This is a genomic window from Pseudohongiella sp. SYSU M77423 (assembly GCF_029911965.1).
Lineage (GTDB): Bacteria > Pseudomonadota > Gammaproteobacteria > Pseudomonadales > Pseudohongiellaceae > Pseudohongiella.
Window position 1 is genome coordinate 444294 of the sequence record NZ_JARYTH010000001.1, and the last position, 13073, is coordinate 457366.

The following is a 13073-nucleotide window of genomic DNA, read 5'->3' on the forward strand; positions in this document are numbered from 1 at the left end:
GTTCAATCGATTGCCTTAATTACTTCGCGCGTCAGATCCCAGGGATTGAAGCCCTGGCGGCCGTAATCCAGGCCCCGTCGCACAATGACCAGGTCGTGTGATGGGACCACGACCGTATACTGCCCACGGTTGCCGTTGGTGGTGTATGCGTCCGCTGGCACATCATTGCGCCCTTCTGGCACCAGCCACCATTGACCTCCATACTGACTGCCGCGACCCAGGGTTGCCGGCGCCGGCGTGCGGGAAAACGCAATCCACTCCTCGGAAATCAGCCGCTGGTCATTCCACATTCCGCCATTGAGGTAGAGAAGGCCAAAGCGCGCCAGGTCTCTGGCATTGGTATAAACCTGACTGCTCAGCACAAAGTCGCCAAAGCGGTCGGTGCTGATCAGTGTATTGCGCATGCCGATCCGGTCGAGCAGCGCCCGTCGTGGGAATTCAGCGTACACCTGGTCATCACCCAGCGCCCGCTTCATGGCATACACGCCCAGCAGGGTGTCGTAGTTTTCGTAATCCCAGTGAGTGCCGGGGGCGCGGATCAAGGCGCGTTGCAGGGCACCATTGACCGAACTGGCGCCGGCCCAATAGGAAAGACCTGATCCGGTAGCGTATTCCATGCCGCTGTTATCAACGCTTTCCAGGCCGCTGCTCATGTTCAGAACATGGCGCAGTGTAATGTTTTGTCGAGGATCAGTGTCGGTGGAGCCAACTGCAGGCAACCATTCCAGGTCCAGTGGCTCATCCAGCGCCAGCAGCCCCTCATCTACCGTCATGCCAATCAGTGTAGAGGCGATACTCTTGGCGGTGGACCAGGTTCTGGTGCGAGTACTCATGTCAAAGCCAGGTGCATAGCGCTCAACTATGATCTGTCCCTTATAGACGACCAACAGACTGATGGTGTTCTGCTCGGCGGTGGGTCGGTCGAACGCCCAGTCCGAAGCCGCCTGCAGTGCAGTGGCATTTATATTATCGGGCAGCTCGTCTGATTCGATCAGGTCACCGTCCGGCCAGGGTATCTGCGCCGCATCACCGGGCGGAGCCGGCAGCGTCAATTGCGGCAGGGTGTCGATATCGGCCAGCGTCTGATCCGGTGCAAGGATGATGCAGCCAATACCGTCCCGAAAAACCGCCCGCATGACAGGTACGCCATCAGCAGCACCGACTTCTACAGCTCGACGCTCCCAGTCGACCTGGTAATCGCCGCCGGCCGCGGTCCCGATTGGCTCACGCAGAAATGCCAGCTCATCAGCAAAGACCTGCTCCAGCGTCCGTTCACTGGTAAACAGGCCATTGCACATAAAGATGGCCTGCTGGCCACGCTGGATCATGGCGCGCTGGGGCGCCCAGTAGTCGTACTGTTCGCTTTGCTGGGCCACAGCATGCGGCAGCAGCAACAAGGACATCAACACAGCGGAAAGTGCCATGCCGGCACCATGCAAGGTTTTCATGAGCCTGCTCCTGTTGGCCGCCTGCCGGGGCCGCGACGGTTAATGGACAGCCTTACCGCGCAAAACAGTAAAACAGCCCATCGCCGCCGGTGCCGACCAGGTTCTCCTGGCTGCAGCCACGTGAGCCGTGGGCACTGTTCCAGGAAGTCGGATTGGCGCCGCCACCGGTGCGATCATGATGCCCAACCTGGGCACTGCCTTCACCATTGGACGTCCAGTTATTGCAGGTGGCATCCGTGGCGTAGCCATCTTCGGTGCTGCCCGTGAGGATATCGTGACGGTTGGGCGTGTCGCCGCGACCGTTAACAACATTGCCGTTTTCGTCGACAGAGTTTTCTTTGCTCAGCCGATTGTTCTCACTGTGCAGGTCATCAACACTGGCGGCCACCTGCACACCGTTGGCGTTGTACCAGGGACCATCACCGATCCGGTCGCGTGCGTTGACAGCCGGATTGCCATTGGCGGCATGAGCACTGAGGTAGGCTCGCCAGGTTTTGCCGGTAACGCCAGCCTCTTCAGCCAACACCGCGCAATGTGCGTCAGCGCCTTCCAGTCCTCCCAGATTTGCCCCATCGCCACTGCCGACGCTGGTAATAAAGAAACTGAGACTGTTGTCCTGGGGCAGGGCAGTCGTTGAAATGCCAGTCAGAGCGATAGCGGCCAGGAGTGGTGCGATTCTTTTCATTGTTTAACTCCTATCATTGGTGTGGCGTGGTAGTAAGGGGGTACTTTGCAGGACCTACATATCATCCATCCGCTCGGTCTGCCGGACAAGCAGTTTCGACTCGTTGACCTCCATATCAAGAAACTCACGCAACAGATCTGAAGCTTCCGGGATCTCTGCCTTGGCGATCATGGCGCGGAACAGCTCGGCGATCTGATCATGAAATCCAAACACCTCTTCCCGGATTTCATCTGCATTCATCCGCACGTAATGGTCGTCGATGTCCATGTGCGTCGTGATTGGATTGTGCATGTTCATGTCGTAGGCGTACATGTCCAGTGCCTTGGGGTCGGCCTTTTCCTGAAATACCGTCACCATGCTGTCCAGGCGTGCCTCCTGGGAGGCCAGATAGTGCAATAACATGGCCGTGCGCTGGTCGGGGTGTTTGTCAGCGGCATGTGTCAGGCATTTCGCAAGCTCGGCGTGCTTGATGCGAGTCCACTCTATCAGATTACCAAACGTCTTGATTTCCATTGACTTTGCTCCTCCGATGTTGGTCTTGAACAGTAACACAGGCGTCGGCTGACGGCTAATGCGGCGATCTCAATTGTGAATCATTAACACCGGCATGGCCTGGCAGCGAAAGCTCAGCACTAAGGAATCAGCTGCGTGGCTTTGGCGGGAATAAACATTAGCTTTGATCCGTTATGTCTGTATCGGTCATCTGATTGATTGACGGGAAAGCACGCGCAACACTCCAGAGGAAACCTGGAGCACGGATGAAATGACAGGGATGTTTCACATGGATGTGAAAAAGGCGACCTCGCTATGCGGGGTCGCCTTTTTTTCTGGCCGGCCGATCAGTATGCGGCCGGCTACGGGTCAGCAGTTGCTTACAGAGAAGCCAGTGCCTGATTCAGCGTAGCTGAAGGACGCATGGCCGTGGATACCAGGTCTGCATTCGGCTGGTAGTATCCGCCGATTTCTACTGGTGAACCCTGCACACCGTTAAGCTCCTGAACGATCTTGTCTTCATTGGCTGTCAGGAACTCGGCCAGCTTGCCAAAACGCTGGGCCAGCTCGGCATTCTTGTCCTGCGCGGCCAGGGCTTCGGCCCAGTACATGCCCAGGTAGAAGTGACTGCCACGATTGTCTATCTGACCAATCTTGCGAGCCGGTGACTTGTCATTGTCCAGGAACTTGGCGTTAGCTTTGTCCAGTGCATCCGCCAGAATCTGCGCACCTTTGTTGCCAGCGTGCTGTGCCAGATGCTCCAGTGACGCTGCCAGCGCCAGGAACTCACCCAGTGAATCCCAACGCAGATAGTTCTCTTCAACAAACTGCTGCACGTGCTTGGGCGCCGAACCGCCGGCACCGGTTTCAAACAGGCCACCGCCATTCATCAGAGGCACAATGGACAGCATCTTGGCCGATGTACCCAGCTCCAGAATCGGGAACAGGTCGGTCAGGTAGTCTCGCAGCACGTTGCCGGTTACAGAGATAGTGTCCTCACCGTTTTTCATGCGCTTCAGTGTGTGACGTGTGGCATCTTCCGGCGACATGATCTGGATATCCAGACCATCGGTGTCGTGCTCTTTCAGGTACTCATTGACCTTCTTGATCAGTTCGGCATCGTGAGCACGTTTTTCATTCAGCCAGAATACGGCAGGCATGCCGCCCAGGCGCGAACGCGTTACCGCCAGCTTGACCCAGTCACGGATCGGTGCATCTTTTACCTGACACATGCGCCAGATGTCACCTTTTTCGACATCGTGTGAAAACACGGTTTCGCCTGCCTGATTCAGCACAACAACAGTACCGTTTGCAGAAATTTCAAAAGTCTTGTCGTGCGAACCGTACTCTTCGGCTTTCTGCGCCATCAGGCCAACGTTGGGGCAAGTACCCATGGTAGACGGGTCGAAAGCGCCGTTTTCACGACAAAAGTTGATGGTTTCCTGGTAGACGCCGGCATAACAACGATCAGGGATCATTGCCTTGGTGTCCTGACGCTCGCCGTTGCGATCCCACATTTTGCCCGAGTCACGAATCATCGCAGGCATAGAGGCATCGATGATGACATCGCTGGGCACGTGCAGGTTGGTAATGCCTTTGTCGGAGTTGACCATCGCCAGCTCAGGGCGATCGTTGTAGGCTGCCTGAATATCGGCTTCGATCTCTGCTCGCTTGTCGGCAGGCAGCTCAGCAATCTTGGCCACGACATCGCCAAAACCATTGGTAGCATCAACGCCCAGTGTCTTGAAGATATCACCGTGCTTGCTGAACACTTTGTCAAAAAACACTTTGACGGCGTGACCAAACATGATGGGGTCGGACACTTTCATCATGGTGGCTTTCAGGTGCAGTGACAGCAGCACACCTTCGTCTTTGGCGGCAGCCGTTTCACGTGCAAAGAAATCCTGCAGTTTGGCAGCGCTCATGGTGGCTGCATCGACAACTTCGCCTGCCAGCACTTTAACGGAGGGTTTCAGCACCTGTTCGCCGCTTGCCGTTTTCAGGACGATCTTCAGCTCGTCTGCTTTGGCAAAGGTCGTGGACTGTTCGCTGCCGAAGAAGTCGCCTTCGTGCATGTGCGCCACGTGAGTCTTGGAGTCGCTGCTCCATTTGCCCATGCGATGCGGATGCTTTTTGGCGTAGTTCTTGACGGATGCCGGTGCCCGGCGATCAGAGTTACCTTCACGCAGAACAGGGTTTACAGCAGAACCCTTGATCTTGTCGTAGCGCGCCTTGATATCACGCTCTTCATCAGTCTGCGGCTCAAACGGGTAGTTTGGCAGCGCGTAGCCCTGTGACTGCAGCTCTTTAATGCACGCGGTCATCTGTGGGATAGAAGCGCTGATATTGGGCAGCTTGATGATATTGGCTTCTGGCGTCTTGGCCAGCTCACCCAATTCCTGCAGGGCGTCACCAATTCGCTGATTCTCGTTCAGATACTCCGGGAAGTTGGCGATAATGCGGCCAGCCAGTGAGATGTCCCGGGTTTCCACCGAAACGCCCACAGCCTTTGCAAACGCCTGAATAATGGGCAACAGGGAGTATGTTGCCAGGCGTGGCGCTTCATCGGTTTCGGTGTAGATAATCTTGGCACCATCGTTCGACATAGTGTTTCCTACTTCTTTGAATTTGGGTGGAATCGCGTGAAAAAAGTGGTGCGGAGTATAGCACTACTGAGCGGAGCGCCCAAATACCTGCGCAACGGCCTCGGCCAGCTCGGCACGCCGGTAGGGTTTACCCAGAACCGGGAAGTCCGTATGCGGCAAGGGGCCTCGCTCGCCAGAGCCGGTAAAACCTGAGGTATATAGCACCGGCAGTCCGGGTTGCCGGACCAGCGCCCGGGCCGCCAGCTCGGGACCATTCATTCCGGACATCTGCACATCGGTGAACAGCAGGTCGATTCTGGCGTCGCCATCCTGCGCGGCATCCAGTCTGGCCAGGGCCTGCTCACCCGACTCTGCCACCGTCACCTGATATCCCAGAGACTCCAGGCTTACCCTTGCCAGCTCTCGCACCTGCGGCTCGTCCTCAACCAGCAGCACCCGTTCCGACCCCAAAGCAATGCCCTGGTCTGCACGGGGGGACTCTGAGCTGTGGTCGGCAGCTTCCACCACTGGCAGATACAGGTCGAAGCGGGCGCCTTCGCCGGGCGATGACTCGACTGCAATATAACCACCAGACTGGCGTACAAAACCATACACCATGGCCAGGCCCAGCCCCGACCCCTTGCCTTCCGGCTTGGTGGTAAAAAACGGCTCAAACACTTTGTCGCGATATTCCGCCGCAATACCAGCGCCTGTGTCACTGACAGATACGAGCAGATAGTCACCTGCGGCCAGCGAGACATCGCCCAGATTTTCTGCCTTGTCCAGATGCCTGGAAGAGGTCTCGATTTTCAGAACACCCCCATCCGGCATGGCGTCGCGCGCATTCACACACAGGTTCAGCAGTGCGTTCTCCATTTGCGCCACATCTATCATTGTTGGTGGCAGGCCGGGCTGAGGTATGTACTCGAACCGTATATGTCGATTCAGTACTCGCTGCAGCATGGGCTGCAAGCCATTGATCAATCTGTTGATATCGGTCGGCGCCGGTGTCAGCGACTGCTTGCGGGCAAAGGTGAGCAGGCGGCGTGTGAGATCGGCACCTCGTTCTGCGGCGTCGGTGATCATTTGCGCAAAAGACTGCGCATCCGGCTGGTCCTCGAGCATTTCCACCAGACACTCGGCATTGCCCAGCACAACGGTCAGCAGGTTATTGAAATCATGGGCGATGCCCCCTGTCAATTGACCCACTGCCTCCATCCGCTGGGCATTGTGCAGACGCTCCTCCAGCAGCTTGCGTGAACTGACATCCGAGATACCGCCAACCATGCGTACAGGGGTGCCGTGCTGGTTGCGAACCAGGTGCCCCCGGTCTTCGACATGGGCCCAGCTGCCGTCGGCGCGCCGGAATCGATACTCCGCATACCAGTCGTCTTCCGATGCCAGTGTCTGGCGAAATTTAGCGAGCACCTCGACACGATCATCCGGATGAATCAATTCCGCCCAGCTGCTGCGCGACGTTGCAACCGTACCTTCCCGGTAGCCAAACAGATTGGAGAACCCGGCTCCCCACCAGCGGCGGTCCTGGGTCACATCCCAGTCCCAGACAGCGTCGTTGGTCGCCTGCGCCAGCAACCGAAACCGCTCCTCGCTGGCTGCCAGCGTGGCATTGACGTCCTCGAGTTGCATGCTCTTTTCTTCGAGCTTGCGTATCAGGGTCTCGCTATAGTGCTTCAGGAGCTCTTCATCACTGCCGTCTTCAACCGTACCCCCCTCTAAAGGCCCTGGCTGTCTCGGCCGGACCCGATCGGCAACCTCTCGAATGCTGGCAACAAAATCTTCTGGCTCGGCAGGCTTGAGAATAAACGCATCAGCACCCAGCTTCAGTGCCAGCTCTTCATCTTCTGCCTGTGTATACGTTGCGGTGTATACGATGAAGGGGACGTGCTGCAATTGCGGATCAGCTTTCCAGTGGCGCAGCAGCGTATAGCCATCCATGACCGGCATCAGCAGATCGGAAACAACCATGTCCGGGAGTGTCTGACGTGCCAGGGTCAGCGCCTCGGCCCCATGCCGGGCCACGGCCACCTGGTAGCCATAACCCGTCAGCAGCGCCTGCAGGTAATAGCGATTTTCTTCTTTATCGTCCACCACCAACACAAATTGCATTATCAGCTTCCCGGGCAGAAACGCTCTACTTCGTCAACGAAGGTCTCAGGGTCTATCGGTTTTTCAATGTAACCATCGCAGCCTGCCGCCAATGCCTTTTCGCGATCGCCCGGCATGGCATAGGATGTCACGGCCACGATGGGTGTCTGCTGGAGGGTATCGATCTGTCTCAGGGCAGCTGCTACATCGTAGCCGTGCATGGCCGGCAGTTGAATGTCCAGCAGGATAAGATCGGGCTCATTGCTGCGGGCCATTTCGATGCCGCTAAGGCCATCGATGGCGGCAAGCACCTGATGCCCCTTGTTCTGCAGCAGGAAAGTCAGCAAGTAGCGATTCTGCTCATTGTCTTCAATGAGCTGTATTTTCAGGCTACGTTTTTCAGAGCCACTCTGGTTCACTGCAACTCCTTTATTTCAGTCTCTTGCGGCTGGTTGGCAGGCAACTCGACGGTAAATCGACTGCCCTTGCCCTGCTCGCTGCTGACACTGATGCGCCCCCCGAGCAGCTCGCACAAGCGCCGGCAGATAGCCAGGCCCAGACCGGTTCCCTCGTGCTCCCGGGTCAGGCCGGTATCGATCTGGTTAAATGGCTGAAACAGGCCGCTCAGATGCACCGGTTCTATGCCAATACCCGTGTCACTGACATCGACCCGTAATTCTTTTTCGCCGTGTTCCTTGCCCAACAGTTGGCACTCAAGCGTGACAGACCCTCGATCGGTGAACTTGATGGCATTGTTGAGCAGGTTGATGACAATCTGTTCGAGACGGCGCCGATCACTGATCATCAGACCGACTGCCGGATCAATACTGACATGTAACTGCAGATTTTTTTTGTCTGCCAGGGGTTTTATCGACGCTACCACCCGTTCCAGCGATTCCCGCGCATCAAATGGCTCGCTGCGCACCTGAAGCTCACCTGCCTCAATTTTGGACAGGTCCAGAACGTCATTGATCAGATCCAGCAAATGACGCGCGCTGCCGCGAACCATCTGTAACTGACGTGACTGTTCTTCGTTAAGAGGGCCGGCCAGCTCCTGAAGCACGATACCGGTAAAACCAATGATGGAATTGAGCGGTGTGCGCAGTTCATGGGACATGGTGGCGAGGAATGCCGACTTAAGACGATCGGCAGCCTGGGCGCGAACAACCGCATCCCGAAGCTCGCGCGTGCGTTCAGCAACTTTGCGTTCCAGATTCTCATTGAGATCGCGCAGGGCCTTCTCCTGCTCAAGGCGGCGACCGATGTCACGCAGAATGACGGTGTACATGACACCGTAACGGCCACGGACACGTGACACTGACATTTCGACCGGAAAATCTTCGCCACTTGCGCGCAGCGCCTGGGTAATCAGAAACTCGTGGGTGTTGTCGTCAACCCCGGTGGGTATTAGCTGGTTTACAGACTTGCCCAGCACCTGCCGTGCCGAGCAACCAAACACACGTTCAGCGGCTGGATTGAATGACAGCACAGAGCCGTTGCCATCGATGGTGATGATGGCATCACGCGCCGAGTTGATCACAGCGGACAGTTGCGACCGACTGCTGCTCAGGCGCCGTTCGGAGGCTTTCAGTGCGTTGAACGCGTTTTCCAGTACCCCCAGGGTGCGCCACATCAACACCAGTAGAAACAGCGCGGTGATGGTGACAAACGCGATGCCTTTGGCAACGCTCCAGCGCTCGACGGCCGCGCTGTCCTGTAAAATGGCAAATAATATCCAGTCTGAGGTGAATATCCACAGTCCGGCCACTCCTGCGTAAGCAACTGCCAGAGTGATAGCGCGCGGTCGCAACCGCCATGTCTGCTGTAGTGATTTACTGGAACTGACTGCCATGCTGCCCGTTACACAATGTCATTATTTTTAACTGCCCCGTTATACCACTGCCGGTGATGCAAGGGTATAGTTACCGCCATTTTCCAGGCAGCAGGACATTCATTTCTCATGTTCAAGCGAATCATAAAGCTTTCACTCCTGGCCATTAGCCTGATGGCTAGTTCGCTGGTCACAGCCCAGCCACCACGCCAGCCCGTTGAAGGCAATCCGGTCAGAACCCCTTTTTCCACCGAGGTGCAGCCAGAGTGGCTGACCCAGGTCATGCCAGAGGCAGATTCATTTTCTGAAAAGTCCGGCGAACCACCAGTGTATCGCGGTTACCAGACCGACCCGGACTCCGGCGCACAGACTCTGGCAGGTTATGTCTTCCTGACTGCTGACGTCCCTCCCGAGGAACGAGGCTTCAGCGCACCCATCGACATGCTTGCGGGCGTTAATCTGGACAATGAGCTGACAGGCATCAAGATACTCAATTACGTCGAATCCTACGTGAACACCGTCGGCGACTTTGCCGCCGACCCGGTATTTCAGGCGCAATATCAGGGCAAGCATATCGCTGATGACTTCCAGGTCCGTCGGGACATTGACGGCATTGCCGGCGCCACCGTCACCAGCTTTGCCATCAGCCGCGGTGTCCGGGAAGCCGCACGCCGGGTGGCTGCTGCCTACAATGGGTTTACGCCGGACAACGCCGTCGACGTGGCCCGCTCGCAGCGAATTCTTGAACACATGCAGCAATTCACCTGGGAGCAGTTGCTGGAGGAAGGCATTGTGCAGCAGCTGACCATGCCCATCCCTGGCGGCCAGGAGCTGCAGTTGACACTCACTTACATGGGCCACCCGGCGCTTGGTGAGTTTTTTATCGGCCGTCAGGCCTACGCCCGCGCAGAACGGGATGCCGCAGCCCAACTGGGTGGCAATCAGCTGATTCTGCTTGGCGTTGGCGGCAGTGGCTTCGGGCAATTCCGCCAGGACCGCATGCAATTGCAGCAGGATGGTTCACCACGTCGGCGCGTGATGGCAAACCGACTGGTTACCGCGGGTAATGCCGACGTCGGCATGATTGCAGGTCACGCCGAATTCGCCGGTGCGCTGGTCATTGACGACAACTATGACATCACTCAACCGCTTAATATTTTTTATCAGCCGCTGGGCAGCCTGGAGCCCTATGAGCTGACATTCCAGCCAGTAGGCATGGGTGCGCGCATTGCCAGTGGCGACCCCATCCTCAGCGAACAGGAAATAGAGCGCATCATCCGCGCCGAAAACAGCGCCATTCGGCAGTTCATCAACAATCCGCCATGGGGCGTGACGCCCTGGGGCAGCGTGCTGATGTCGCTGCTTATCTTCACCCTGGTGATGGTCGCCTTTATACGCAAGAGTTCACGCTGGCGCTGGGTGGCCCTGACCGCCACACTGGTGTACCTGGGTATCATGGAGGCAGGATTCCTGTCGGTGGCGCATATCACTGGCGTGTTGCTGCAGGGACCAGATGTGTTTCTGAACAACCTTCCACTGACCATGCTGGTTGTCTTTACCGTCGTCACTACCCTGATATGGGGCCGCGTGTTCTGCTCCTCGCTGTGTCCTTTTGGTGCGGTACAGGACATTATTACCCGACTGACACCCAAGCGACTGCGCCATAAATTCAGCCGGCTGATGCCGCAGAAGGTCCATGACAAGGCCATTTATCTGAAATACGGCTTCCTGGCGTTTATCATCGGTGCCGCACTGATCGCCAACAATGTTGCCGTTTTCCAGTACTTTGAGCCATTTGGCACGCTGTTCTTCCTGAGTGGTTCGGCCGTGCTGTTTGCCATCCTGGCGGCGATCCTGCTGGCCTGTGTGGTTGTGCCGCGTTTTTATTGCCGTTATGTCTGCCCGCTCGGTGCAGCCCTGGGTGTGGTATCTTTTGTCAGTCCGCTGCGCATAAAGCGGGTGCCACAGTGCACCGTGTGTACCGTTTGCGAACACGCCTGCCCCACCGGTGCCATCCGGCGGGAGAAGATTGACTTCAAGGAATGTGTACGCTGTGATATCTGTGAAGACAAGCTGATCAAGAAAGCCGGCTCCTGCCGTCACGATATGAGCCGTATTATCGTGCGCCACAAGGAGTTGCGTACGGAATGACACAGCAATAACACCCGGGTCCCCATGACCCGCTTGAGGAGAGGCCCTGTTGTCTGCCAATAACAAGAACACCATACCTGCCGACATCGACGCGCAGGCACTGGACAACCAGATATGTTTTCCGCTGTATGCGGCCTCACGTCTGGTAACCCGGCTTTACCAGCCCCTGCTGGAGCCACTGGGCCTGACCTATCCGCAATATATCGTGCTGCTGATTCTGTGGGAGGATCAGCCCTGCACTGTCTCTCACATTGGTCGCCGCGCGCAGCTTGCGACCAACACTTTGACACCACTGCTTAAACGCCTGGAGGCCATGGAGTTGATTGAGCGCCGCCGGAGCACCGATGACGAGCGCGTGGTCACCATACTTCTGACGCGCGCTGGCAAAGCCCTGCGCCGACGGTGCGCCTGCATACCCGAACAGCTTTTCACCCAGGTTGGCTATCCGATAGAGGACGCTATCGCTCTCAAGCGGCAGCTGGACCAGTTTTTGACACACCTGAAAGGTCTCGACACCGACTGACGTTTCGCGGCCAATGGCATTATCTGCACGATCGACCGCATTTGCAGTACTTGATAATTTATATCGCGCGCGATATTATCGCAAACAACATAACTACGGAGCACCTGCCATGACACGACTGAAAAAGATTGCCCTAGCTACTACCCTGGCCAGCGCCGCTGCACTGGCTGGCGTTGCCCAGATTTACGCTGCTGACGCACCGATTGAAATCGATGCAGACACCTTTGAGTGCATTACCGAGATGACACCTGTGCGGGGATTCTATGTTGATAACCTGCTTGGTGATATCGCAGCCACGCTGGCGGTCGCCAATTCAGAAACCGGCGGCACCTGGCCTACCGGCTCTGTGGTACAGCTGGTGCCGACTGAAGTCATGGTAAAACAGCCCGCTGGGACCAGCCCGCAGACCAATGACTGGGAATTTTTTGAGCTGGATGTCAGCTCAGGTGAGTCGGAGATTGTGACGCGTGGCTTTACCGATGTGGTCAATCGTTTTGGCGGGAACTGCCTGGACTGCCACGTGAAAGCGGAGCCACAGTGGGACATGATCTGCGAAACCGGTCACGGCTGTGACCCGATTCCGTTGAGCCGCGAAATGATTGTTGGCATTCAGCAGGGCGATCCGCGCTGCAACCGCCCTGAGTAAGGGGTCTCCTGACGGCACTGAACCTGCCGGCCCGATCTAAAAGTCAGCCGGCAGATCCAGGCGCTGCATATAGCGCTGATCGTTGACTTCATCTGCGCTCAGTTCACCTCTGAGCAGGGCATCAACATCCTGATCAATCAGGGCCACCGCTGCCAGTTTGGCATGCGGTTCCTCGACTGCCAGCATGACACTGCCCCACAGACTGAGCATAGAGGTATCGATGGAGCGCACATCGTTGTCCTTGGCCCACTCTGCCGAGATCATCTTGCCCAGCTGCTCACTTCGTGCCGCCAGTTCGCGGCGCTGTTCGCCTTCCATATCCACCATCAGTGCCGGTGTGATGTCGTTCCAGCCGGTTGCCATCAGTTCCCAGCCTTCATAAAAGCGAACTACCCAGGTCAGGTACTCAACGTCTGTCTGGCGTTGCTGATTCGCTTCGTCTGCCTGGTAGGCCTGTATAAACCAGTTCTGTTCCGGAACGGTTTCCGGCCACTCATCCAACACCCGGCTACTCGCACACGCCGCCAGCAATGCAGCCAGTGCCACCAGGGCTACTGACCGAACTTCTTTGATCAACACTTACAACTACCCCATCTCTCAATGCAA

Annotated in this window: 11 protein-coding genes; 3 read left to right on the forward strand and 8 right to left on the reverse strand. The window is 56.9% G+C overall.

The features are described 5' to 3' along the window. Positions 1–2 precede the first annotated feature (2 nt). From QGM61_RS01925 to QGM61_RS01955, 7 genes are all read right to left on the reverse strand, one after another. Positions 3–1448, reverse strand: coding sequence for a serine hydrolase domain-containing protein (locus tag QGM61_RS01925; protein WP_281131683.1), 1446 nt, complete (start codon positions 1446–1448; stop codon positions 3–5). Between the two features lie 52 nt (positions 1449–1500). Next, on the reverse strand, positions 1501–2133 hold the full coding sequence (locus QGM61_RS01930) for a hypothetical protein (protein WP_281131684.1): 633 nt from the start codon (positions 2131–2133) through the stop codon (positions 1501–1503). Between the two features lie 54 nt (positions 2134–2187). Further along, complete coding sequence (locus QGM61_RS01935; protein ID WP_281131685.1) at positions 2188–2646, reverse strand: ATPase; 459 nt, start codon at positions 2644–2646, stop codon at positions 2188–2190. 359 nt (positions 2647–3005) lie between these two features. After that, positions 3006–5231 carry an NADP-dependent isocitrate dehydrogenase gene (locus QGM61_RS01940; RefSeq protein WP_281131686.1) on the reverse strand — a complete coding sequence of 742 codons (2226 nt, stop codon included), beginning with the start codon at positions 5229–5231 and terminating at the stop codon, positions 3006–3008. A 63-nt stretch (positions 5232–5294) separates the two neighbouring features. Continuing rightward, positions 5295–7337 (reverse strand): response regulator, encoded by a 2043-nt coding sequence (locus QGM61_RS01945; RefSeq protein WP_281131687.1) that lies wholly within the window; start codon positions 7335–7337, stop codon positions 5295–5297. 2 nt (positions 7338–7339) lie between these two features. Continuing rightward, positions 7340–7735, reverse strand: coding sequence for a response regulator (locus tag QGM61_RS01950; protein WP_281131688.1), 396 nt, complete (start codon positions 7733–7735; stop codon positions 7340–7342). Then, positions 7732–9168 carry an ATP-binding protein gene (locus tag QGM61_RS01955; protein ID WP_281131689.1) on the reverse strand — a complete coding sequence of 479 codons (1437 nt, stop codon included), beginning with the start codon at positions 9166–9168 and terminating at the stop codon, positions 7732–7734. The genes QGM61_RS01950 and QGM61_RS01955 overlap by 4 nt, the downstream gene beginning before the upstream one ends. Positions 9169–9276: 108 nt before the next feature. Here QGM61_RS01955 and QGM61_RS01960 point away from each other — a divergent pair, with 108 nt between their 5' ends. The 3 genes from QGM61_RS01960 to QGM61_RS01970 all read left to right on the forward strand — a co-directional run bounded on the left by QGM61_RS01960 (position 9277) and on the right by QGM61_RS01970 (position 12467). Next, positions 9277–11298, forward strand: coding sequence for a NosR/NirI family protein (locus QGM61_RS01960; protein WP_281131690.1), 2022 nt, complete (start codon positions 9277–9279; stop codon positions 11296–11298). Between the two features lie 49 nt (positions 11299–11347). Beyond that, the gene (locus QGM61_RS01965; protein WP_281131691.1) at positions 11348–11821 is read left to right on the forward strand and encodes a MarR family winged helix-turn-helix transcriptional regulator; all 474 of its coding nucleotides are present in this window, start codon (positions 11348–11350) and stop codon (positions 11819–11821) included. A gap of 109 nt (positions 11822–11930) precedes the next feature. Then, the gene (locus QGM61_RS01970) at positions 11931–12467 is read left to right on the forward strand and encodes a hypothetical protein (protein WP_237133077.1); all 537 of its coding nucleotides are present in this window, start codon (positions 11931–11933) and stop codon (positions 12465–12467) included. A gap of 36 nt (positions 12468–12503) precedes the next feature. Here the strand turns inward: QGM61_RS01970 and QGM61_RS01975 are convergent, their stop codons facing one another. Then, positions 12504–13046 carry a hypothetical protein gene (locus QGM61_RS01975; protein WP_281131692.1) on the reverse strand — a complete coding sequence of 181 codons (543 nt, stop codon included), beginning with the start codon at positions 13044–13046 and terminating at the stop codon, positions 12504–12506. Between the last annotated feature and the right edge of the window lie 27 nt (positions 13047–13073).

Bases quoted from the DNA above. Each gene is read 5' to 3' on its own strand.
- QGM61_RS01945 (WP_281131687.1), bottom strand. From the start codon at position 7,337: ATGCAATTTGTGTTGGTGGTGGACGATAAAGAAGAAAATCGCTATTAC.
- QGM61_RS01925 (WP_281131683.1), bottom strand. From the start codon at position 1,448: ATGAAAACCTTGCATGGTGCCGGCATGGCACTTTCCGCTGTGTTGATG.
- QGM61_RS01930 (WP_281131684.1), bottom strand. From the start codon at position 2,133: ATGAAAAGAATCGCACCACTCCTGGCCGCTATCGCTCTGACTGGCATT.
- QGM61_RS01940 (WP_281131686.1), bottom strand. From the start codon at position 5,231: ATGTCGAACGATGGTGCCAAGATTATCTACACCGAAACCGATGAAGCG.
- QGM61_RS01935 (WP_281131685.1), bottom strand. From the start codon at position 2,646: ATGGAAATCAAGACGTTTGGTAATCTGATAGAGTGGACTCGCATCAAG.
- QGM61_RS01960 (WP_281131690.1), top strand. From the start codon at position 9,277: ATGTTCAAGCGAATCATAAAGCTTTCACTCCTGGCCATTAGCCTGATG.
- QGM61_RS01955 (WP_281131689.1), bottom strand. From the start codon at position 9,168: ATGGCAGTCAGTTCCAGTAAATCACTACAGCAGACATGGCGGTTGCGA.
- QGM61_RS01970 (WP_237133077.1), top strand. From the start codon at position 11,931: ATGACACGACTGAAAAAGATTGCCCTAGCTACTACCCTGGCCAGCGCC.